Consider the following 24,302-nt stretch of genomic DNA (forward strand, 5'->3'; position numbering starts at 1 on the left):
AATGGCTCGTTTCTTTACATCAAAGCTATATGTTTCAAGCTTCTGCCCTTTCTTTACCATGACGAAAAGCACCCCCTATAGTATTCATCGGTTTTAAACACAGGGTGTTTATCCAATGTCCACTATAAGGGGTGCACTTCATATAAAGCGGGGCTTTTTCTTTTTTGGAGGTCAGGGATGAGCAGTATAGGTGAGCGAGTAAAGCACATTAGAAAATTACATAAGTTAAATCAAAAAGATTACTCTGCAGCAATTAACATTTCGTAGGGGCGAATCCGCGAGATTGAAAAGAATATATGTAAACCCTCTACAGACACGTTTTTTGGCGGAGGGAACCAGTATAGGTCCTAATTTCCATTTAAGGCAAGCGGCAGATTAAGACTACGAGAGTCTGTATCCTTAAAGAAAAGTCGAAAATCCTTGTTGAGTGTGAGTAATGAAAATGACCCCGCCATGAGGTTTTCCGCGATCTAGAATGGCTTGTCCTTGACTCTTACTTTTCGAAATATCTAGACTGATAAATCGTTTCATATCCCTTTCCCTTTGGCCGGCAGGCAGGATAATGCAATGAGTAAACGGACAACCTAAGTTACAAATGGAGGGCACCGCTACTTATTGACTTAGAGTGTACTCTAAGTGTTAGTCTCTTTTTGTGCGACAAATTTATTAATGGAGACGATTGCGTTGACATATTCTATTGGCGAACTTTCAAAAATCGTTGGGGTAAGCGAACATACTTTGAGGTTTTATGAAAGGGAAGGCTTAATAAAAGTAAACAGAGACGATAACAATATCAGGGTTTATTCGGAAGAAAATAAAACATGGGTAGAAGCTTTGCTCCACCTAAAAAAAACGGGGATGTCACTAAAAGACATGAAGCAATTTGCCATGTGGGGGCATGTGGGGAATGAAACAATGGGAGAACGATTAGATCTACTTAAAAATCATCGCAAAAAAGTAGTGGAAGAATTGAAGAAGCTTCAACAAAGTTTAGAGTTTCTGGATGATAAAATTACTTTTTATGAAAATGAATTGGGAGACTGTTTCTCTAAGTAGCCTGTTGCTTTTTCCAAAAGGAAAAAAATTAAAGTGAAAAACCACTTGCTTTAAAGTGCACTCTAAGGAGTAACCTAGTGTTGCTCCATTTAGATTCAGGAAGGAATACGCGGTGAAAAAATGGAGAAAATTAAGATTACAAAATTAGGAGGAGTAATTTATGGCCAACAATAAAGTTTGGTTTATCACTGGTGCCGGTCGCGGTATGGGGGTTGACATTGCAAAAGCTGCTCTTGCGGCTGGACATCGTGTAGTTGCTACCGGGCGTAATACCGACAAGGTATCCAAAGTTCTGGGCGAGAACGATAACCTGCTGGTCGTAAGACTGGACATTACTAATCCTTCCGATGCAGAAGCTGCTGTCAAGGCAGCAGTTGATCGATTTGGCAGCATTGATGTGCTGGTCAACAACGCTGCCAACTTCTATGCAGGATATTTTGAGGAGCTGACTCCTGAAAATATCGAGCGTCAAATTGCTACCAACCTTATTGGCCCGATGAACGTCACCCGTGCTGTATTACCTATGATGCGTAAAAATCGTTCCGGCCACATCATTTCCATCTCATCAATCGCGGGTCTTGTTGGACAAGAATATGTTTCTGCTTATTGCGCTTCGAAGTTCGGTCTAGAGGGATGGATGGAGTCTCTGCACCATGAAGTCGCTCCGTTTGGTATAAAAACCACCATCGTTGAGCCGGGCTTCTTCCGCACCGAATTGTTGGAGCCGGAGTCGACATTCTGGCCTGAGTTGACAATCGACGATTATGCCGAGCGCTCCAATAAAAGCCGTACTATGTTTGAGTCAGTAAATGGCAGACAGCCTGGAGACCCAGCCAAACTTGCTAAGGCGCTGCTCATTATTGCAGACGAGAAGGAGCCTCCGGTACGCTGGATAGCTGGAGCTGATGCAATTGCTGGTGCTGAGCAGAAGGTAGCAGAACTCCAACAGCAGATCAATGCCTACCGTGATTTATCAACTTCACTTGCACATGAAGACGCATAATTACGAGTTAACGATGCTGATATTCTGAATTGCAACAGTTTGTAATAAGCTAACTGGACACGTTAATGGAATCAATAGGGAGCAGATCACCTCAGTAACTGCTCCCTGAATTGAAGTAACACATTAATTAATTAGTAAGTAACCAGCGATCCCTTGGATTTGCGACCTTCTCCTTTATAACGGCAACGGTTGCTCGGCGTGAGACCGTTCATTTTGAGGACTGTATATGTTTGTATTATCCCTAAACTATCTTCTTCATAAGATTGCAATCTCTCACTTTAATCATACACCCAAAAAGTTATGAGAAAGGAGGATTTCAATGTCCTCGGATAAACAAGTTGCACTTGTCACTGGTGGGAATCGAGGAATTGGATATGAACTGGTCAAACAATTGGCTTTGAATAGTTTTAAGGTCATTTTGACAAGTCGGGATCCTGAAATCGGTCATGAAGCTGCGCAAAAACTTAAGGAGTCAAATCTGGACGTTTCGTTTATGGTGATGGATGTGGACGATCGACAAAGCATACGCCAAGCAGCTATTACAGTAAATGATAGATATGGAAGATTAGACGTTTTGGTTAATAATGCTGGCGTGTATTTGGATGAGAATGAAAAGTTATTAACTATGGACCCTTCTATTCTAGACAAAACAATGGCAACTAATTTCTTCGGTGCTTACCATGTCATCCATTCCTTTATCCCACTCATGGAAAAGCAAGGCTATGGGAGAATTATTAATGTTTCTTCAGGATATGGGACAATGAGAGAAATGGCCGTTCAAGGAGTAGGCGCCTATAAGTTGTCTAAACTTTCTTTGAATGGATTGACACAATTGGTAAGTGCAGAAGTCAAAGGAGATATCAAAATTAACGCGGTCTGTCCGGGATGGGTAAGTACAGATATGGGTGGCCCATCTGCTCAAAGAACCCCAAAGCAAGCAGCTGAGTCTATCCTTTGGTTAGCGACTATTGGACCTGAGGGGCCTAATGGGGGGTTCTTTAGAGATGGAAAACGAATCGATTGGTAACATTATAGTATAGAAGAATAAATCTTATGTATAAGGTGGAGAGGTCCGGCTAGCTAAGGCGTTGATTACGATCGCGAGCCAGGTGGAGCCACCGGTACGCCGGGCACTTCTTTGCAGTGATAAGGCTACTGGTCAGATGATCGGCATAACAGGAAACCTTGTGAATAAGTGGCAACAATTTACCAAAACACAGCAAGCTTACTCTTGAAAAGATGGTTACGTGGGTAAGTGTTCTCCCCCTTTCACCTTAGAAAGATGGAAGTGTTTACTATTACCAAGTTTTTAATAAGAAAGGATGTCATTTAAATGTCAAATATCCAAGATAAGGTTGTCATTATTACGGGCGCCTCTAGTGGAATTGGTGCAGCTACTGCAAAAGAACTTGCATCTAAAGGTGCGAAGTTGGTACTGGCAGCTCGTCGCGAAGATCGATTAAGAAAATTACAAGAAGAGATCCAAAATAAAGGTGGGCAAGTCATTTACAAAGTGACCGATGTTGCCTCACAAGAACAAGTGGAAGAGCTTGCTAAATATACTCTTAAAGAATATGGGAAAGTAGATGTAATGGTTAATAATGCAGGTGTAATGCCACTATCACCTATTTCTCAGCTGAAAGTTAAGGAATGGGATACAATGATTGATGTTAACATCAAGGGTGTATTATATGGTATTGCTGCTGTTCTTCCGTCCATGAGAGAAAGAAAAGAAGGGCATATCATTAACGTTTCCTCAATAGCTGGTCACTTAGTATTCCCTACTAGTTCAGTATATAGTGGTACAAAGTTTGCTGTACGAGCCATTACAGAAGGTCTTCGTAGGGAAGAGTATAGCAACAATATTCGTACAACCATTATCTCGCCAGGGACTATTGATACAGAATTACTAGATGCCATTTCAGATTTAGAATTAAAATCTACATTCGTTGAAGCTAATAAAAAAGTTCAAATCGAGCCTGCTAGCATTGCTCGTGCCATTGCATTTGCCATTGAACAACCATCAGATGTAGCGGTAAATGAGATGATTATTCGTCCAACCATCCAAGAACTGTAAAATCAACATATTTGTAATGAGGAGTCCCACTTTTTGGGGGCTCCTTGTGCTTATGGATAAAACCGTTTATGACCTTGGGGAAGCTGTTCTTATTTATAGCATGCTATATGTTGTAACAAAATAGAACCTTCCAACTAATGTGAAATTTTCTCCTGGTTTATTCCGCATATATGGGTTTTGGACCAAGCGCCATGTTGCAGCATTGGGCTCTGTTCAATGATTACAAAATTGGGACTTAATCATCAATGAAAGTTTTTTTGTTCTCAAATACTCTTCGACTGCTGACTCTACGATACCTCGTGGACGGAAACGATTGTGCTATTTGTATGCCGTTGGACACGATATTACCGACGAAGTCAGCGCTGCTGTCTTAAAGGAATATCGTAAAACAGTTCTTCCTCCGGAAGTCATTGCTAATGCCATGGCGTATGCGATTGAGCAACCGGATTATGTGGATGTAAGTGAAGTTATTGTGCGTGAAAAGAGCAGAATGTAAAAAGCATCAAATAAACAGTGGATGTTGTCTCGTCTTTTGAAGCAATTGATGGATTGCGGTCTGCGTGAATCGTGAAATAGCGCAAAAGTACGCACCTTATTTGCTGGAATTATAAGGAGTAGGAGGATCATCCCATACCTTTGGGAAACTTCTTCGGCGCTTACCACGCTCATGGAAAAGCATAGATATGGGAGAATTATCAATGTTTCATCAGATACGGATATGGGTGGTGCGTTTGCTACACGAACTCCGCAACAAGCAGCAGAGTCAATCCTTTGGTTGGCGACGATTGGACCTGATGGACCCAATGGTATGTATTTTAGAGATGGTAAAAAACCGAATGATAACTGTGCCCGGAAAGTCCGAGCATGATAATCCTGCCACTTCAGGGAACGAGCCCGTCAAACTTAAAATGGTGCATTGGATCGAAACCAAGTCGGGAACCGTGGTGTCGGAGATCAACGAAAGGTTCCAAAAGGAATATCCCAATATTGAGGTTCTAGTCGAATATGCTCCGGTGGATCACTACCAAAGCATCATTCGCAGCCGGTTTCACCCGCATTCAAGACGGGGACCTACTATTTTCTTAACCAAAACTGGCCGCCAGGCGCCCAGGGTAAGTTGTTCCAGGTGATTCAAGAGTTGATGGCCGGCGCGAAGACTAATTCGGTCGATCAATTGCTCAGAGAATTGGACCGATTCGAAAGTGAGGGAATGAAATGGAATATGTAAAGCATGTATCGCTGCGGGACCGAGCGGAGAGATTGTATGACGAAGGAGACTCTGAAAATGGATCATAAGGCCAATAACCATCCACTCAGGTTAGCTCTGCTGTTAGCAGTTTTTTCTGCGCTCGGGCCATTTACAGTCGACATGTATCTCGCATCATTTCCGCAGATGATGACTTTTTTTGATACAACCGCATCGATGATCCAGGCAAGTTTAATGGCCTGCTTGCTGGGATTGGGTTTGGGGCAGCTTGTATTTGGTCCTTTAAGCGATATACATGGCAGACGCAAACCACTGTTGTTCTCCATGATGTTGTATCTCCTTTCTTCTCTCTGCTGCACTGTTGCGCCTAATATTGAAATCTTCATTGCTTTGCGAATTGTACAAGGATTTGCCGCCTCTGCTGGGCTTGTTATTTCTCGAGCAATTGTTCGCGATATGTATAACGGAGTAGAGTTGACTAAATTCTTTGCGCTTCTTACGATGATTAGCAGCGCCGCTCCCTTGCTTTCACCACTTGCCGGGAGCACCGTCATTACTTTTACCTCATGGGAGGGTGTATTTATCTTCTTAGGGCTGCTGGGAATCTGTTTAACCGCCATAACAACATGGGGATTAAAGGAAAGTTTGCCTGTAGAGCAGCGTGTTCCGAATAACTTCATGGAGCTATTGGGAAACTATAAAACCTTGATCCGAAATCGGATATTTATGGGTTATGCTCTTGTAAAAGGATTTTTATTCGCAGGCGTGTTTGCCTATGTATCAGGAACGCCATTTATTTATCAAAACATTTACGGTGTGTCGCCTCAAGTATTCTCGATGCTGTTTGCCATGAATGGAATCAGTATTATGATAGGATCTCAGCTAGTCAAACAATTGGCAGGACGAATATCCGAACGCCACATTCTTCTGATCGGATTGGTATTAGCCTTTATTACCAGCGTTTCGGTTCTTTGCGTAGTCTTATATCAGGGTCCATTCTTTGCACTGATTATTCCACTCTTCTTTTTTACTACATCGATTGGAATCGTTGGACCGGTTGCGTTTACATTAGGAATGGAATTGCAAGGGCATATTGCCGGCGGCGCTTCCGCCATTCTAGGCATCCTTCCGTTTTTATTAGGTGCTATTGCTTCCCCGCTTGTGGGGCTTGCGGGTGAATACTCCGCAGTACCGCTCGGTGTCATTCTTATTACGACCAGCTTGTTGTCTATTATTATTTATGTAACCATGACTAAGAAAGTCAAATCAGAACCCGCTGCACAATTTCGCGATGTGCGAAGTACTTGATTTTTTCAACATCATTTCTTGATTTTTCGGGTAATCTGTCTTCCGATTTGCTTGTACAATAAGAGCACAGAAATACAGGTTTTTCAGATGATGGCCGGGGAGTTCCTCTCCGGCCCGGTTTGATAAATGGGAAGGAATACAACTTGGAACGCCTATGGAGAAAAGTGTTTATTCTAACCTGATTTATATTTTCGGGGATTCCTGTAGAAATTCAGTTAAATCTAAGGATTTTAAAAATGAAAGGAGGATTATTAAATGTCAAATTCAAAGGGACTTACTGCTACACAGAAAATAATAGGAGATTTTGATCCAATCATCAAAAAAGTTTTAATCATTGAAGATGAAATAAACATTGCGAGAATCATTAAATTAGAGCTTGAACATGAAGGATACAAGGTAGAAACAGCAGAAAACGGCATAATAGGGCTTGAAAAATTTAGCAACGGACAATGGAACCTTGTGTTACTCGATATTATGCTTTCAAAGTTAAACGGGATGGAAGTCCTTCGAAGAATTCGGACTTCAGGGGACATGACACCTATTATCTTATTGACAGCAAGGGATTCAATTCCTGATAAAGTGAGCGGGCTTGATCATGGAGCGAACGATTACATTACTAAGCCATTTCAAATTGAGGAATTGTTGGCAAGAATTCGTGCGTGTTTACGAATAAACCAAATGATGGAGGAAAAAGTAGACGAACAAATATTAACTGTTGCAAATTTAAAAGTTGATAAAAAAACACGAATAGTAACACGTGATTCCACAAATATTGAATTGACTCCTCGAGAATTCAATTTGCTTGTTTATCTGATACGGCATAAAAACCAAGTTCTAAACCGAGAGCAAATTTTAACGCATGTATGGGGCTTTGATTATTACGGAGATACAAACGTTGTAGATGTATATATTAGGTATTTGCGTAAAAAAATAGAGGATTCCTTTCATTTTCCGCTTATCCATACAGTGCGTGGAGTTGGATATGTCATAAAGGAGTAATGTTTGTGAATATCCGAAATAAAATCATTTTGTTGTTAACTGTTTCAGTGCTATTGATCAGCATTACGATTAATACATCCATTTATTTTTTCTTCTATACCATTACAACCAACGATAAATTAAATTACGTTCGTTTACAGGCTGAAAATATTGTTGGTCAATTGAAAGCTGTTACTAATGATGCGAAAATATTTTATATTTTAAATTCGCAATTACCGTTGAATGGAATGATTCGTGTTGTGAATGATGATTCACATCCCGTTATGACCATTACAAAAGAAACGGAATTTACAGAGTTTAAACCAATATTTAAACACTCGCAAACAGTTGAATTAATATCAGTGAACAAAGTTAAGTATGCCGTTGCGAGTTTTCCAATCATATGGCACGACGGAAATATTATGATGTTAGAAGTTACAGCAAGTTTAGCATCATCATACGATAGTTTAAAAATTTTGAAGCTTGTGTTAATTGCCGCTTCACTTATTGTTCTGATTCCTTCATTTTTAGCCGGAAGAATGATAAGCAATATCATTTTAAAACCAATTAAATCAATGATTGAAACGATGGAGGAAATTCAGCGAAAGAGCATATTTAAAAAGCTTGAGTTAAAAACACAATCAAAAGATGAATTATACAAATTGGGAAGTACGTTTAATAAGATGATGGATATCTTAGCAAAAAACTTTGAAAAACAACAGCAATTCGTGTCTGATGCTTCTCATGAATTAAAAACACCGTTAACTGTTATTGAAAGCAACGCAAGCATGCTGAAACGATGGGGGATGAAAGATCAGGCTCTATTGGAGGAATCTATAGATGCAATCTATTCAGAAGCCGTCAGAATGCAAGAAATGACAAAGCAAATGCTTATGCTTGCAAATCATGATGCAGAATGGAATTTAGATATAAAAAAGGTGGACTTTATTTCGCTCAGTAAAGAGACAAGTAAACTGATTAAAAATGCTTATGGCCAAGAGATTTCTGTAAACACTATACATGACAAAGTTATCGCAAGTGCAGATAAGCAAAAAATGAAGCAACTATTGTTTATCTTGCTTGATAATGCAATAAAATACAGCACATCACCTATTGAGCTAAATGTTGGATATGAGAAAGGGAACGTTTTTTTCACTGTTAAGGATTATGGGATTGGCATACCGCAAGAAGATATCGCACATATTTTTGATCGCTTTTATCGGGTCGATAAAGCGAGAAATCGGGAAACTGGGGGAACTGGACTTGGTTTATCCATTGCAAAACAGATTGTGGATTCTCATGGAGGAAACATAAATGTCGTTAGTAAAGAGGGAGAAGGAACAAGTTTTACTGTAACTTTAAAAATAGATGCTTTTTCGGGGGAGAATTTACATGTAACACAATTGAAAGAATATTTGACTGAAAATTCAGAAAAAATTTCAGGTGAAAAGATTGTCTCTTTATCAAATATTCGAGCAGGATCTAAATTGTGAGAAGAGCCCCAGAAGTCATAGGGCTCTTCTTTTTTTTTTGATTTCTAACAAAACTCTAATCAATTTCTAATCATTCTATAAGTTCCTTCTAATTTTAAAAACTTAAAATGAGATTAAGGTTATAAAAAGGAGGGGAAATGAACAATTTCATATAACCATTGGACAAGGGGTAGCGAATATGGCTATAACACTTTTTCTGACCCGACTATTAAAATGCATTTGAAAAAAAGGAGGATTTAATATGAGAAAAATTAAGGCTTTTGCGATTGTTTCCATGTTGTTTGCATTTTTACTAGCTGGCTTTAATGCGGGACTGACTGGTGGAAGTGCAGAGGCTTCAGGTAAAAAAGCAGGTAAAAAAGAAAATGATAAAGTTACTATGGAAACCATTACGTTTAAAAATGGTGTATGGGATATGGCGGGGAATGTGTTTTATCCAGAAAATTTTGATAAAAAACAAAAGTACCCAGCAATCGTGTTCACGCACCCGGCTGGTGGAGTTAAGGAGCAAACAGCAGGACTTTACGCACAACGTATGGCGGAAAAAGGCTTCGTTACTTTAGCTTTTGATGCGAGTCACCAAGGTGCAAGCGAAGGCGAGCCGCGTTTTTTGGAAAACCCAACAGAACGTGTGGGCGATATTTTTGCGGCAGTTGATTATTTAACGACACTACCATATGTGGATCAGGAGAGAATTGGCGCAGTTGGAATTTGTGCCGGTGGAGGATACACAATTGCCGCAAGTGCACTTGACCACCGAATTAAAGCGGTCGCTGGGGTAAGTACTTACGATTATGGAGCAGCTTTTCGGGATGGTTTTCCGAATGAGGGATCCGGAAATCCGGAAGACCAACTTGCTGCTTTGAAATCTGCAAGTGATGCTCGTACAACAATTGCGAACGGCGGTGAACCAGAATATCTTCCTTATGTGCCAAATTCTGAAGATGAACTTACGGAAGATTCGCCAACAACTGCAATAGAGGCGTATGAATACTACCGTACAGACCGCGGTTCCCACCCAAATTCACAGAATAAAATGTTGGCAACAAGTACTTTATATATGATGAACTTTGATCCGTTCGCAAATATAGATAAATGGCTGACACAACCGTTAATGCTGATTTCTGGCGATATTTCGGAATCACGTTATTATTCGGAACGTGCGTATGAAAAAGCAGTTACGAGTGATAAAGAATTGGTGCTTGTTGAGGGAGCAACTCATGTAGACATGTATGATGTGCCTCAATATGTAAACCAAGCTGTTACTAAGTTGACGACTTTCTTTAGTGAAAAAATGTAAATGAAAAAAGAAGTCGTCGCACCGACTTCTTTCAGACGGTAGACAAAAAGGTATTCAATTCATTGATTTTGAATTGAATACCTTTTTCGCAAGCAGGGTGGAGTCCCGGCGAAACTATCTAAGGCGCTGGCGCTGATTAAAATTTAAATATCAACGGAAAGACTTGCCGAGGCAACTTGGTATTCAAAAAATAAAAAAAACACTTGATATAGAGTGAACTCTAAGGATTAATCTATTCCTGCACCATTTAAATACATGAAGGGAATAACCATTACAAATTCCTAACAACTATTATCTTAACTTGGGGAAAGGAAATAATATGAAAAAACAAATAATTTCGGCACTCCTATTGCTGCTATCCCTCACGCTTGCCGCTTGCAACAGCAACTATGACACAAATGACATGTCCCAACAGGAGCCATCTGGTAACACTCCCCAACAGGATGCGTCTGCTGACACTTCCCAACAGGATGCATCTGGTGACACTTCCCAACAAGAGCCATCGGAGCCATCTGGGTATGACCGCGAACTTGTCAAATTCCCTGAGAACTACGATAAGGGCGTGAACTACGCGACTGTGACTCGAGGAAATATCAGGGAGGAGGCTTACACGAGCCGGGAAGCGATCGAAGCGGTGCAGAACGGCCAGCCGATCCCGAGCGGTACCGTAATTGTTCTTGAGATTTATGAGGATGAAGAACTTTTTGACATCTTCGTGATGGAAAAGCGCACTGGCTGGGGCGACCAGAAACCCCCCGAGGACCCGCGTAACGGGGATTGGCTATTCCAGGAATTCAATGCTGACAAGTCGTTGGGATACGACGTCATCGGTCGCTGCTTTTCCTGCCACGCGAATCAGGAACGGGATGACCACGTGTACACGTTAGATGAGATGAAGAGTTATGAACTTGAGGATGTTACAGGATCGAAGGACAGTAGTACAGAATCTAGGTTCGCAGGTATCCCTACGGAGGACTGGGAGGTAAACGTGATATCTCCTCATAATGAAAAAAGTAGATTAATAGGCAATGAGGGTAAAGCAGGAATAATCGCGAACGTTCTTTTGACGATGTATTTACAACAAAATATAAACCAATAGATGTGTTGCCATGTAAGGATATTTTGCATTCCGAACAGAAAGAGGACTATGCTTTGAATCGAAAGATGTTATTCAAGCTGGTAATAGACGTTGTGATGACTGTTCTTATGTTAATCGCAATGGCTTACCAAATTACGGAGAATAGAATCCATGAATTCGTCGGTGTTTCGGTCTTTGTATTATTTATCGCCCATAATTTTCTAAATCGATACTGGTATCGTGCGATACTAAAGGGAAAGCTCAATCCAAGGCGTATTCTGCAAATCGGACTCAATTTGCTTTTTCTGCTGGCAATGGCTGTGATGATCATATGTGGAATACTCATATCCAGCGATGTATTTCCCTTTCTTGCGGTAGATAATGACATGATTTTCAGGCAAATCCATGTTCAGACTGCCTATTGGGGGTTTATCATCATGGCGATACACATCGGCTTTTCTTGGGGAATCATTATCCATTCAATAAGAAGGATGACGGGAATCACAGGCACTAACCGTTTTCGCACCATTGCGTTGCGTATTTTGTCGGTGTTCATTGTGATCTATGGGGTACGCTCTTCCATCGAGAGAGAGATGGGGGCCAAGCTGATGGTTTATGACCCATTTTATTGGTTCGATGATGATACCATGATCCGCTTTTTAATTGACCACTTATCGATCATGGGCATCTATATTTGCGGGACACATTATGCTTTGAAATTTTTTCAGAAGCAGGAACAAAGAGCAGTTCAACTAAATTGATACCCGATGCAGCTGTTGGGGCGGTTGAGCTTTCATTTTTCAAGCCGCCCAAGTCTTTCCTTTTTCAATATACCCCGATCTCGGGATTTTCATTCGCCGGAAGCTTGCCTTTTCACAGGGCAACTTATACAACTACAGGTGACTATCAAGTCCTTTTATATAGGGGTTTTTCATAATGGAACATGTAAATGAACGTGTAATTTGCGAATGCGGACATGCGAACCCGCACGGAACCATTCTTTGCGGATCATGCGGGAAACAAGTCGGTGAAGCACTTCCGGAAAGATCATTCGATATGCGTTATGAAGGAAGTGCAAGACGTTCACAAACGTATAAAAAAACGCCTCCGGATATGATTTGGAATTTTTTCTCGTCCGTAAAAGTGGGGATCTGGATTATTGCTCTTATTGTAATCGCGTCTGCGATGGGAACCATTTTTCCTCAGCAGATGTATATTCCCCAAAATGTTGCGCCGGAAGATTTTTATCAAGATCAATACGGCTTTCTGGGCCAAATATACTATCAATTGGGTTTTAACAATCTATATGGTTCATGGTGGTATTTCCTGCTGTTGGCCGCTCTGGGAATATCGCTTGTGATCGCAAGTTTGGATCGAGTGGTTCCTCTATATCGCGCTTTGAAAAATCAAGGCGTTACGCGGCATGAAAGCTTCATGCGAAGACAACGTCTTTTCAGTGAAACAAGAGTGAAAGAAAATACAGATGAACAGCTGGATGTTCTCATAACCAAATTAAAGAATAAACGATATCGTATTCTGGAAGAAAACGGAAATTATTTGGCCGAGAAAAATCGATTTTCAAGATGGGGACCGTATGTAAATCATACGGGCCTTATTATCTTCCTTATCGGAGGAATGCTCCGATTTATACCGGGGATGTATGTAGACGAAATGCTTTGGATTCGTGACGGTGAAACAAGCGTTATTCCGGGAACGAATGGAAAGTATTATTTAAGCAGCGACAAGTTTATTTTGGAAACTTATCAAATCGAGCAAGAGGATGAAGTATTTGCGAATGCCCTGTCACGAGTTGGAGACGGAAATATCGTTAAAAATTTTCAAACGAATGTAACCTTGTATGAACGTAACGGCGAGATCCTACCTGGAATCACACCCGAGCTCGTAAAGGTAAAGGATTACCAAATCAAAGTGAATCAACCTTTGAAACATAATTCGTTTGCTCTTTACCAAACTTCCTATAGATTAAATGAACTCAATAAGATGACCTTTCGTCTAGAGGATAAAGAGACGGAAACAAGCTTTGGCCAGATTACGATCGATTTATTAAATCCGGAAAAAAATTATGATCTGGGCAATGAATATAAAGTTGAGATTTTAGAATATTACCCCGACTTTTATTTTGATCGTGCAGGCCGGCCTGCAACAAGGTCACAGGTTCCCGACAATCCGGCATTTTTCTTTAACATGATCTCTCCAGAAAACCCGGATGGCGAAACAAGCTTTGTTGCCATACGAAATACATTTGAACCAAACGGAGATAATCAATTCCAAATGAAATTTGAAAATGTTGAAACGAAAAATGTATCGGCCCTTACCGTTCGTAAGGACAATACGTTATGGTTTCTTGGGTTGGGAGGAGCTATTTTCATGATTGGAGTTATACAAGGGATGTACTGGAACCATAGGAGAATATGGATTAGGAGAAGCGGCGACGCAATCTTAATTGCAGGGCATACAAATAAAAATTGGTATGGGATCGGAAATGAAATAAACCATATTTTAAAAGAAACCGGCTTTCAAGAATTAACTGATCAAACAGGATAAGCGAAAATAGATAGGAAAGAGGTAAATAATGATCGCTATTAGCAGTAACCTGCTTTATGCAGCATTCTTGTTATATTTACTTTCCACCTTTCTGTTTGGTGGAGCGATTCGCGATCGGAGAAAACAATACGATAAACCAAGTAAATGGGCTGCAGCCGCAATAAGTGTGACCATTCTAGGCTTTATTGCCCATATGGGATATTTTGTAACAAGATGGATGGCTGCCGGACACGCGCCGGTGAGCAATATGTTCGAGTTTGTAACCGCATTTTCGATGATGTTCGTGTTGGCATTCATCATCCTTTATTTTTTGTATAAAGTGTCAATCTTGGGTTCATTCACCTTGCCGATTACGTTATTAATGATTGCCTATGGAAGCTTGTTCCCGACAGATGTTTCTCCATTAATACCGGCACTGCAATCGGATTGGCTTGCGATCCATGTAACGACAACGGCACTAGGTTCAGCAGTATTAGCCAGCAGCTGTATTGCAGGTATCATTTATTTACTTCGTTCTGTCGACCAGACGAAACCGTCCATGAAAACCTTCTGGCTTGAAGTAATCATGTATTCCATCGTGGCAACACTTGCTTTTATTATCATTACATTGGTTTTTAGAGGATTGCAATATGAAGCTGTTTATCAAGGGTTCGATCAAAATGGCCGGGAGACGGAGATCACTTACAACCTTCCTTCACTTATAGGGCCTAATCAAGGCGAGTTGCTTACAGAAGGTAAAATGGAAGCTTTCGTCGAGGTACCGGCTGTTATCGACGCAGGAAAATTAAATACAGTCATTTGGTCTGTTATCTCGGGTTTTCTTTTATACCTATTCCTTAGGCTGATTTTAAGGAAAAGAATTTCTGCAGCTCTTCAGCCCTTAACAAAGAATATTAAGCTTGATTTGGTTGATGAAATTGGATATCGATCGGTTGCGATCGGATTTCCGATATTTACTTTGGGCGCACTCGTTTTTGCGATGATATGGGCTCAAATTGCTTGGACACGTTATTGGGGATGGGACCCTAAGGAAGTATGGGCACTAATTACATGGTTATTCTATGCAGCATATTTACATTTACGGCTGGCTAAAGGTTGGCATGGAGAAAGATCGGCATGGCTTGGAGTCATTGGTTTTGGAATCATTATGTTCAACCTGGTTTTTGTAAACCTGATTATCGCGGGATTACATTCTTACGCCTGATAAGTAAGGAGGTTCAGATGGGGAACAAAAAGACCAGATTTCTTTTTCGCTTGGGTCTGCTGCTTATTATGATTTCGGCCATAACTTACGCGTTTTATCAGCAATTCTTTACTGAAAAAGATCGGGTTCAGGCTGGAGATCAAGCACCTGATTTTGTACTTGAAGATCTGGAAGGAAATCAAGTTCAGCTATCAGACTTAAAGGGAAGAGGAGTTTTTTTGAATTTCTGGGGGACATGGTGCAAACCATGTGAGCAGGAAATGCCTTATATGGAGAGTCAGTATCATCGCTATAAAAACCTGGGTGTAGAAATATTAGCTGTTAATATTGCGGAAAGCGACATTGCCATTGAATCTTTCGTTGAAAGACATGGACTTACCTTTCCCGTTCTGAAAGATAAAGACCAGGCAGTGACTGAAGCTTATGATATTATCCCAATTCCGACATCATTCTTAATCGATAAGAATGGAAAAGTTCTAAAGGTGATAACCGGCGCTATGACTGAGAAGGATATAGCAAATTACATGGAATTAATAAAATCATGAAAATGATAGTTGTATCTTAGTAGACAGCTAAACTTATTCTTAGCATTCGGTGTTGGATTTTTATCCTTTCTGTGCACGTTTGCCTTTGTACCCAACTTTCCTTTCATATATTACTGGATTGTCAATCAATGATTTGGAGACAGAACGAGGAGTTTTAATAAGAATTCCTTTGGCGGACGGGTTCAACGTTGGGGAGGTCCGATGGAGGAGATTCGTCCCGGCGACGTGATCTGTTCCCGCCAGGCGAGAAACACTGGCATGGTGCTTCTCCAACCACAGCGATGACTCACATTGCCATTCAAGAACGTCTGGACGGCAAGGCGGTCGATTGGATGGAGAAAGTCAGCGACGACGATCAATACCACGCCCAATCGGACTTAATTCTTTTTAAAGTTTTACCATAGAAAAGAAGATTAGGGGTTTTTTTAGACCATGACCAATATCAACAATCAGCATGTGGTTAGACTGGCTTTACTATTGGGTTTGTTTTCGACACTGGGGCCTTTCACGATCGATATGTATTTACCGGCGTTTCCGGCGATTACGAGGCAATTCGGTACGACTGCTTCACTCGTTCAGTTTAGTCTCACCGCTTGTTTACTTGGGCTCGGCGTAGGCCAACTCGTTATGGGTTCGCTGAGCGATGGATACGGAAGGCGAAAACCTTTGCTTATCTCCATGGTCGTTTATGTCATCTCTTCATTAGCTTGCGCATTCTCACCGAATATCGGGTTGTTGATCGTTTTCCGATTCGTGCAGGGTTTCGCTGCTTCAGCGGGCATTGTTATCTCCCGTGCGATCGCACGCGACCTGTACAGTGGTAAAGAACTCACCAAATTTTTTTCGATGCTCGTGCTTGTTAGTAATTTGGGACCACTCGTAGCTCCGGTTGCCGGCAGCGGAGTTCTTACTTTCACGACATGGGTCGGTGTATTTATCGCGTTATCGTTACTAGGAATGTACTTATTAGTGATGACAAAATGGCGTTTAGGTGAGAGTTTGCCACCCGATCGCCGCAGCTCTACAAATTTCGTGCATCAACTGCACAGCTACGGTGTGCTCATGCGAGATCGCCAGTTTCTAGGCTACATGCTGGCACAAGGTATTATGATCGCTGGGGTTTTCGCGTATGTCTCCGGAACGCCCTTTATTTATCAAAATATTTATGGAGCCAGCCCCACTGTATTCGCTCTTCTTTTTGGATCTAACGGCATTGGACTGATCATAGGATCCCAAGTTGTCGGACGGATGGCGCATCGTGTTTCCGAACACGCCTTCGTGTTATTCGGCCTATGGCTTGCCTTAGTGGCAAGTGTCGTTGTCTTATTGGTAGCCATTTTCCATGGCCCACTTTTCACATTGGTCATCCCATTGTTTTTCTTTGTAGCCGCAATCGGGATTACATCAACTGCTGCATTTCCGCTTGCTATGGAAAGTCAAGCCCACATGGCGGGTAGTGCTGCTGCGTTGCTTGGCGTCATTCCTTTCTTGCTAGGTGCGGTCGTCGCTCCGTTGGTCGGCATTGCGGGAGAAGACACTGCCGTTCCTCTTGGCGTCATCATATTATCGTCTAGTACCGCTGCAATGATCGCATATTTCTCACTGGTAAGGTCTAAGCAGGCACTCCAGGCATGAACCTCTGGAAAGGACTCGCGATGAAAATGAAATTACAATCGAATAAATGGAGAATTTGCGGTCGAGGAGTGAACTCATATGAAAAAAATGTTATCGGTGACTCTTGCCCTGGTGATCGTCTACACCCTCACTGGTTGCAGCGGCAATGAGGAAGAAAGTACTCCCAATGGAACAGAGTTTGAAAAAGAAGCTCCAACGGATGAACGAATCCGAGACAGAAGTCAAGGTCCAACGGTTGAAAGCGAGAGTATAGAAGGTGCTAAGATTCGGTTGAAGATCGAAAATGAGGAATTCATTTTTACAATGTATGACAGTCCAACGAGTAGGGACTTTTTGAGCAAACTCCCGCTTACGTTATCATTCGAAGATTTCGGTGGATTCGAAAAAATGAGCGTCTTAGAAGAGGGGCTATCTATGGAAGATGCTCCGGACGGCAACACTCCTATCACCGGAGATTTCGCTTATTACGCCCCGTGGAAAGTTGTGACTATTTTCTATGAGAATCGGAGATATTCCCCCGGACTGATCCAATTAGGTAAGATCGAATCCGGTTTGGACGAGCTCGTGAAAAAACTCGGAGGGATAAATGCTGACTTTATTGTAACGATAGAAAATATGCAATAAAGGAAGGGTGATAGAGTTGAGTACGAAATTGCCCCTCCTGCTTGCAGTCCTACTAATCTTAGGCCGTTCTGCTAATGGAAATCCCGCAGATGGGAAGGGAAATGCTTCAATGTGCAGCAAGAGACTTTCATTGGGGAGGATAATGTAAGGCAGGAAGGGACGCTTGCACCTGTCCAAGCACCTGAAGTGATCGCGATAAATCTAGATGTTCCTTGGTCCATCGAAAAGTTAGGGAATACCTTTTATTTAACGGAAAGACCAGGAAATATCGTAAAGATTGAAACGGAGTAGCTTGCTCAAAGCCTGGATTCGCTAGGCGGGAAGATCTTACGAATGAGTGTAGACGGATCAATTCCTAGCGATAACCCGATCCCGAATTCCTATATATAGTTATGAGCATCGCAATCCTCAAGAATGTCTTGTCAACCTGCCGGGACGTTATATGCAAGTGAACACGGTAATAACGCTAATGATGAAATCAACCGCATCGAATCCGGTCAAAATTACGGCTGGCCGGTGATCCAAGGTTTTGAGGAAAAAGAGGGGACGGCCGTGCCGCAATTCACGTCCGGCGACGGAGAGACTTGGGCGGCGTCCGGGATGAACGAATCCAACGAAAAGTTGTATGTTGCGGCATTGCGAGGAAGCGCCGTTCTAGAATTCGATCTTGCAACGGGTGAACAACGTGAAATCGTAACCGATTTCGGAAGAATTCGGATGTGCGGATTGAGGACAACAATCTTTATTTCATCAGCAATAATTCAGATGGACGCGGCACGCCACAGGAAAATGACGATAAGCTTTATCGAATTTCGCTACCGGAAAGGTAAGTTACAAAGTTCACTAAGAGGATGAGGAGATAGAGAAGATGCATACTGCATTCGCAGAAGATGTGAACATCTTAAATCAGCTCCAATCGAACTTGGAAGGCTGCATTATGGGCAAAGAAAGGGAGGTCGAGTTGCTGCTGACAGCCGTTCTTGCAGGCGGGAACATACTTCTCGAAGACGTGCCCGGAACCGGAAAGACAGTTCTAATTAAAGCGTTGGCACGATCTGTGCAAGGCCGCTTCCAGCGCATCCAATGCAATCCTGATTTGCTGCCTACCGACGTGACAGGAGTATCCATGTACCATCCCAAACAGGAGATGTTTCGATTTCGGCCTGGGCCGATCTTTAGCAACATTGTACTGATCGACGAGATCAACCGGGCCTCGACAAAGACGCAGTCCGCGCTCCTTGAGGCTATGGAAGAGCGCCAGGTTAGCGTGGACGGCGAGTGTTATCCGCTGCCGGAGCCTTTTCTGCTGTTAGCGACGCAAAATCCAATCGATTTCGAAGGTACGTACACGCTGCCGGAAGCGCAGATGGACCGATTTATGCTGAAGTTTCATCTTGGGTACCCCGGCCACGAAACCGAGAAGCGGATTCTGCTCGCTCAGGAAACTGATCATCCGGTTGACCGGATCGAGCCCGTGGTGACGATCGAGCGTCTGACGCAAATGCAGGAACGGGCGAAACGCGTGCACGTCGATGAAGCTATCGTTGACTATATCGTCTCGATCGTGAGAAGCTCGCGCGAACATCCAGCCGTCTATCTTGGAGCCAGTCCACGTGCTTCGGTCGCCATGATGCAAGCGGCGAAAGCGAGGGCGTATTTGCGAAGCCGGGACTACGTTATACCGGACGACATCAAAGATTTGACGCCGTTCGTGCTCGGGCATCGGCTGATTTTACGCCCAGAGGCGAAATTTGACGGGAACGGTCTTGAGTCAATCATTGAGTCGATATTGCTGCAAGTGGGCGTACCCGTCGCCATGGGGAAATAGGATGGGCATGTTCGTTGCGTTTTCGGCTCGTTATTGGGGCATCGTGGCTTTGTTGTTCATTAGTTTGTTGTTTCTTCTGTTTCAAGGCGGTAAGTTCGCTTTCATGCTTTTCAGTATCGTTGCTGCGTTAAGTCTTTATATCCTGTTGGGACGTTGGAGCGGGGTCTCGAATGTGCGCGGCGTCCGAACGCTACCGGACACCGTAAGCGGAGGGACGATTGAGGCAGGAACATCGGTTGCCGTGCATGTGCAAGTGCACATTCCCGGCTTCTGGCCCGTGCCTTACGTAACAATTCAGGAGAAGCTTACACATAGCGGGGGCGAGGAGTATACGATCGAGACGATCCTCATTCCCGATTGGAAGCGACGGGCGGAAGTTTCCTACGTAACGCCCCCGTTGCGAAGAGGAGTGTACCGATTCGAAGACACCGATTGTGCGACCGAAGACATTTTCGGTTTGTTTCGACATCAAGGGCGCCTCCGGTTGCCCTACGCCTTCAAGGTGTTTCCGCAAAGGGTGGACATTCGTGATTGGAAACAGCTACATCATATGTTTCGCGGCAATCCGCATACATCGGCGAGAACACGATTCTATCGGGAGACGGCGCAGGTCAATGGCATACGTGAATACATCAATGGGGATCGCTTGTCTAGAATTCATTGGCACGCTTCGGCTAAGACGGGGAGTTGGAAGTCGAAGGAATTCGAACGGGAAGCCATTCCCAAGATCGTTTTCGTTCTTGACAGGAACATGAGCGGTTATCGCAATCAAGAACAGTTCGAATTGGCCGTCTCCGTTGCGACTTCCCTGCTAGATTACGCAATATGCCGCGACATGGCTGTGGGGTTATTGTCAGCCGGGAAAGAAACGAAGGTTCTTGAACCCGAACGCGGCGATAGCCAGAAGAACGCGATCATGAACCATTTCATTGAAGTGGAACTTGACGGTATGAATCCGTTGCGGGAAGTCCTGCAAGAACGAGTCCGAACATTCATTCCTGGAACACTTTTTGTCGTCGTCAGCCCTGAATTCGGGGATGCGTTGGCGCCTTCCCTGGTCTTACTCCAGCAGCGCCGCATGATGCCTTTCCATATGTGGATCGCTGCAGAGGTGTCGCTGAACGTGCACGAGCAGTGGGTTCAGTATTTGCGAGCGGCCGGCTTATCGGGCTGTGTTGTAACGTCGCTGGACAGGCTGCCTTTGGTTGTAGGAGGGAACAAATAAGTGAAAATGAAGCGATGGCTGCCGCGGGATTGGCACGAGCGGCTATCAGTCGTGCTTACGGGGTTGTTCCTTCTGCAATATGTACTTTGGATTGAGCGTGAAGAGGGGATGTGGCTACCGGAAACGGTTGTGATCGTGAAATTGACCCTTCTCTCGACGGTCGTCATTGAAGCGATGCTTCGGAAGCGCAAAGTGGTTCGATGGTGCCTTCAGCTGGCGGCGCTAGTATCCGCGACGGGGTTCGTCTTGGAGTATGTTCCGGTCCGCCGCGACGTTGTTCGTTTCACAGACGCGGTCGACCTTCTACGCGACAATTTCATGGCGCTGCCGCCTTTCATCTGGTTCTCTTTATCGGCCTGGGTAATTACGCTGTTCGCAGCGAAGCTAATGCAGGAAAAGAAATATATAATAACCGTACTCGTATTCACGGTCACAACCTTCGCCATTCGAGATTCTTACGGTACACTCAACCTTTGGAAACAGGCGGTGACGGTGATCGTCTGCGGCTTATTGTTGTTGACCGTACGCCATTTCTCCGATTTGAAGCAAAAACATCCGACTGGTTGGCCGCATCTAGTCAAATTCTCGCCCTTTATCGTCCTGTCGATACTCTTCCTGATCACGGTCGTCGTAACGCTTGGAGCTCTGGCGCCGGATACCCGACCGGTACTGACAGATCCCTATACGATGTGGCAAACCATGAGAGGCGATCGAGTCGTATTTACGAGCGACGGGGAACGGTCAGCTTCGTCTTCCAGCATTGCTTCAACCTCCGGGTACAGCCGAGACGATTCGTCGCTCGGCGGAACGATCGCCTTCGACGAGACGCCGGTTTTGTCGGCTGTCTCTTCGCATCGAACATACTGGCGCGGCGAAACCCGCGCGTTATATACAGGCACCGGATGGGTCGTGAGCGAGGCGGAGCGCCAGGCTGCGACGACCGCCATTGCGCGGGGGGCCTCTCTTCCGGAAAGCGCGAGCCATAGAACACTCGAAGTTACGCAGACGATAACGATGCTTCCTGGTTCGGACCAGGAGTATCCGGTACTGTTTGGAGCGTACGCGATCGACAGGGTGCAACGCGTCGCAAGCGGCGGAGCGGACGCGGACTTTTCTTCTCTTCGATGGTCACCGAGGTTGTCCGAAGTACGGTGGGTCGGCGACGACTCGCGAGCGTACCCGGATACTTACACGTTGGTTTCCCAGGTGCCCATCATCGACGAAGAAGCGCTACGGAGCGTGTCTGAAGGGCTCCCGATCGAGGCCGAATTCGAACCGTACTTGGCTTTGCCGGAGACGCTCCCGTCCAGAGTAACGGACTTGGCCCTCCAGGTGACGGAGTCGGGTGAAAGTATGTACGACAAGGCCAAACTGCTCGAGCAGTATTTATCCAGTTCTTATGCGTATACCACTGCTCCAGACCAGAGCCGTGGTCAAAGCCATGATTTTGTCGACCGATTTTTGTTCGAAATTAGGGAAGGCTACTGCGACTATTATTCAACAGCGATGGTCGTCATGGCGCGTTCGATTGGCATCCCGGCCCGTTGGGTAAAAGGATTTGCTCCGGGTGAATTAACCGGTGACGGGGTGTACACCGTACGTAATTCCGATGCCCACTCTTGGGTCGAGGCGTACTTTCCCGGATATGGTTGGATTCCTTTCGAACCGACAGCAGGGTTCGAACTTCCCGTTCATCATCCGGACGAAGGCGCTATTGCAGACCTACCTTCGGAACCCGTGCCGGAACTCGTGCTGGAAGAGGAGCCGAACTCTGACATAGAAATATCTACTGAGCTAGAGTCGGACGTGCCTGCGTCTATAATAAATGGCGGCTTTCCTCATTCATTCGTTTGGGCAGTTGGTGCCGTTTGGACGTGTATGCTGTTGGCATTGGGGTTGGTTTATCGCAAGATCTGGCCGGGCAGGGACCAATTAGCCGCCAACCGTTTTGCCGTACTCGAATTCGAACGTTTCCTTCTCTATGCCAAGAGAAGAGGGTATACCCGCAAGAAGCATGAAACGGCAAGGGAAGCGTTGTGGAGATGGTTCGATGGTAATCAGCGGATAGAGAAAGAGGATTTAGAGTCATTACTGTCGTTCTTCGAGAAAGCTAAATATGGCAATGGGGTTTTTAGCAACGAGGAAATGGTGGCTTTCTCGCATAAATTACAACATCTTCGGCAAGAGCTACAACAGAGAAAGAGTGCTTGGTTAAAATTTATTGAGAATCGTGACCATTGAATCAGTTGAGGTGGCCCCGGTGTTTGTTAGTCAGTTTGGTGTGGAATTGGGAGGGGCCGTTCCGGCGTGAGAAACTTGCAAACGGTAAAGGCTGAGATAGAAGAAAAACGGCAAGTACTGATTAATATAGGCATTCGGTTGGGGTTGACTCACCCCAAGACCTTACAGTTATCTCAAGAAGTTGATGAATTACACAACGAACTCAACCGTATTGTTCAGGGACCACGTTTCGACTGACGAACACTAGCCAACCAAAATGGGAGGGGGGGTGAGGGTACTTTGATATAATGTACTCGTCAACAAACTGCAATGGCCTGTCCGCTAACGGATACGAGCACGCAACGATGGAACCAATCCATTGCTTTTTCTTCGTCCCAACTCGGCTGCGTTGCAAGGGAAACTTTAGTAGTTGAAGTCACGTCATAATTATGTAGCATGCTGAAACAAGTAGATGAAAAGTTTAAACCTCTTTAATCTAAGGGAGGCTGACCGTGGGTCAGCGCAGATTGCAGACAAACCCCTTTGTTCCGGGACGGAACTCAGGAGTTTGTCTTGTTTAAGGGCTATGAGAAGTAAAAATGCATCGAATCTCCGCTTCGAGCCACCTGACCTCCAAAGCCAGGTGGCTAATTTCTTGAGATTCATGCAAGCATAAACGGGCATCGCCTGCATGGAGACTTTACGTAGCCCTCGTAAGGTCGTCCACCGCATGCCATGCTTCTCTTTCATGTCTGCAAATACGCGCTCAATCGTTTCCTTGCGCATCGAGTAGATTTGTTTGTTCATAAAATCTATATCGGACCATCTGTAGAAGGTACGGATGTTGAATACATTGCAAGAGTGGGCGGCAAGGTTTCTGGCCGGAAACCCTCATTTGCCCGGCAATAAGCAGCGCGTGGCCTTCTTGCTTCTCATGGTTTAGAATTTAAGGACGA

Annotated in this window: 21 protein-coding genes and 3 pseudogenes; 23 read left to right on the forward strand and 1 reads right to left on the reverse strand. The window is 44.0% G+C overall.

The genetic code is table 11. The features are described from left to right. Positions 1-684 precede the first annotated feature (684 nt). The 23 genes and pseudogenes from VE009_RS11475 to VE009_RS11585 all read left to right on the forward strand — a co-directional run bounded on the left by VE009_RS11475 (position 685) and on the right by VE009_RS11585 (position 23,604). Entirely contained in the window at positions 685-1,056 is a 372-nt protein-coding gene (locus tag VE009_RS11475) for a MerR family transcriptional regulator (RefSeq protein WP_325007678.1), read from the forward strand. Between the two features lie 160 nt (positions 1,057-1,216). After that, positions 1,217-2,059, forward strand: coding sequence for an SDR family NAD(P)-dependent oxidoreductase (locus VE009_RS11480; protein ID WP_325007680.1), 843 nt, complete (start codon positions 1,217-1,219; stop codon positions 2,057-2,059). 319 nt (positions 2,060-2,378) lie between these two features. Further along, positions 2,379-3,086 carry an SDR family oxidoreductase gene (locus VE009_RS11485; RefSeq protein WP_325007682.1) on the forward strand — a complete coding sequence of 236 codons (708 nt, stop codon included), beginning with the start codon at positions 2,379-2,381 and terminating at the stop codon, positions 3,084-3,086. Between the two features lie 306 nt (positions 3,087-3,392). Further along, positions 3,393-4,136, forward strand: a complete 744-nt coding sequence (locus VE009_RS11490) for an SDR family oxidoreductase (protein ID WP_325007684.1) — start codon at positions 3,393-3,395, stop codon at positions 4,134-4,136. A 313-nt stretch (positions 4,137-4,449) separates the two neighbouring features. Further along, on the forward strand, positions 4,450-4,632 hold the full coding sequence (locus VE009_RS11495; protein ID WP_325007687.1) for a hypothetical protein: 183 nt from the start codon (positions 4,450-4,452) through the stop codon (positions 4,630-4,632). 202 nt (positions 4,633-4,834) lie between these two features. Next, entirely contained in the window at positions 4,835-5,266 is a 432-nt protein-coding gene (locus VE009_RS11500; protein WP_325007689.1) for a hypothetical protein, read from the forward strand. A gap of 155 nt (positions 5,267-5,421) precedes the next feature. Beyond that, positions 5,422-6,651: a multidrug effflux MFS transporter gene (locus tag VE009_RS11505; RefSeq protein ID WP_325007691.1), complete on the forward strand. Its 1,230-nt coding sequence runs from the start codon at positions 5,422-5,424 to the stop codon at positions 6,649-6,651. A gap of 312 nt (positions 6,652-6,963) precedes the next feature. Beyond that, positions 6,964-7,650 (forward strand): response regulator transcription factor, encoded by a 687-nt coding sequence (locus VE009_RS11510; RefSeq protein ID WP_325008017.1) that lies wholly within the window; start codon positions 6,964-6,966, stop codon positions 7,648-7,650. 5 nt (positions 7,651-7,655) lie between these two features. Continuing rightward, complete coding sequence (locus VE009_RS11515) at positions 7,656-9,122, forward strand: HAMP domain-containing sensor histidine kinase (protein ID WP_325007693.1); 1,467 nt, start codon at positions 7,656-7,658, stop codon at positions 9,120-9,122. A gap of 379 nt (positions 9,123-9,501) precedes the next feature. Continuing rightward, positions 9,502-10,422, forward strand: a complete 921-nt coding sequence (locus VE009_RS11520; RefSeq protein ID WP_414694842.1) for an alpha/beta hydrolase — start codon at positions 9,502-9,504, stop codon at positions 10,420-10,422. A gap of 319 nt (positions 10,423-10,741) precedes the next feature. Beyond that, positions 10,742-11,521 carry a cytochrome P460 family protein gene (locus VE009_RS11525; protein ID WP_325007696.1) on the forward strand — a complete coding sequence of 260 codons (780 nt, stop codon included), beginning with the start codon at positions 10,742-10,744 and terminating at the stop codon, positions 11,519-11,521. A 53-nt stretch (positions 11,522-11,574) separates the two neighbouring features. After that, positions 11,575-12,261, forward strand: a complete 687-nt coding sequence (locus VE009_RS11530; RefSeq protein WP_325007698.1) for a DUF4405 domain-containing protein — start codon at positions 11,575-11,577, stop codon at positions 12,259-12,261. A 175-nt stretch (positions 12,262-12,436) separates the two neighbouring features. Beyond that, the gene (locus VE009_RS11535; protein ID WP_325007700.1) at positions 12,437-14,065 is read left to right on the forward strand and encodes a cytochrome c biogenesis protein ResB; all 1,629 of its coding nucleotides are present in this window, start codon (positions 12,437-12,439) and stop codon (positions 14,063-14,065) included. 28 nt (positions 14,066-14,093) lie between these two features. Beyond that, the gene (ccsB, locus tag VE009_RS11540) at positions 14,094-15,269 is read left to right on the forward strand and encodes a c-type cytochrome biogenesis protein CcsB (RefSeq protein WP_325007702.1); all 1,176 of its coding nucleotides are present in this window, start codon (positions 14,094-14,096) and stop codon (positions 15,267-15,269) included. Between the two features lie 17 nt (positions 15,270-15,286). Next, entirely contained in the window at positions 15,287-15,814 is a 528-nt protein-coding gene (gene resA / locus VE009_RS11545; RefSeq protein WP_325007704.1) for a thiol-disulfide oxidoreductase ResA, read from the forward strand. 174 nt (positions 15,815-15,988) lie between these two features. After that, positions 15,989-16,218, forward strand: a pseudogene (locus VE009_RS11550) (cupin domain-containing protein); the annotation flags it as partial. Between the two features lie 28 nt (positions 16,219-16,246). Further along, positions 16,247-17,449, forward strand: a complete 1,203-nt coding sequence (locus VE009_RS11555) for a multidrug effflux MFS transporter (protein ID WP_325007706.1) — start codon at positions 16,247-16,249, stop codon at positions 17,447-17,449. Between the two features lie 78 nt (positions 17,450-17,527). Further along, positions 17,528-18,073, forward strand: a complete 546-nt coding sequence (locus VE009_RS11560) for a cyclophilin-like fold protein (protein ID WP_325007708.1) — start codon at positions 17,528-17,530, stop codon at positions 18,071-18,073. Positions 18,074-18,406: 333 nt separating this feature from the next. Beyond that, positions 18,407-18,928 (forward strand): annotated as a pseudogene (locus tag VE009_RS11565) (PQQ-dependent sugar dehydrogenase). A 13-nt stretch (positions 18,929-18,941) separates the two neighbouring features. Beyond that, on the forward strand, positions 18,942-19,901 hold the full coding sequence (locus VE009_RS11570; protein WP_325007710.1) for a MoxR family ATPase: 960 nt from the start codon (positions 18,942-18,944) through the stop codon (positions 19,899-19,901). A gap of 1 nt (position 19,902) precedes the next feature. After that, positions 19,903-21,126 carry a DUF58 domain-containing protein gene (locus tag VE009_RS11575; RefSeq protein ID WP_325007712.1) on the forward strand — a complete coding sequence of 408 codons (1,224 nt, stop codon included), beginning with the start codon at positions 19,903-19,905 and terminating at the stop codon, positions 21,124-21,126. 6 nt (positions 21,127-21,132) lie between these two features. Continuing rightward, positions 21,133-23,367 carry a transglutaminase domain-containing protein gene (locus VE009_RS11580; RefSeq protein WP_325008019.1) on the forward strand — a complete coding sequence of 745 codons (2,235 nt, stop codon included), beginning with the start codon at positions 21,133-21,135 and terminating at the stop codon, positions 23,365-23,367. Between the two features lie 66 nt (positions 23,368-23,433). Next, a complete protein-coding gene (locus tag VE009_RS11585; RefSeq protein WP_325007713.1) occupies positions 23,434-23,604 on the forward strand; it encodes an aspartyl-phosphate phosphatase Spo0E family protein in 171 nt (56 codons plus the stop codon). Between the two features lie 189 nt (positions 23,605-23,793). Here VE009_RS11585 and VE009_RS11590 read toward each other — a convergent pair. Continuing rightward, a pseudogene (locus tag VE009_RS11590) lies at positions 23,794-24,147 on the reverse strand (transposase); the annotation flags it as partial. Positions 24,148-24,302: the final 155 nt, after the last annotated feature.

Origin of the sequence: Paenibacillus sp. (assembly GCF_035645195.1) — a bacterium.
Taxonomy (GTDB): Bacteria; Bacillota; Bacilli; order Paenibacillales; family YIM-B00363; genus Paenibacillus_AE.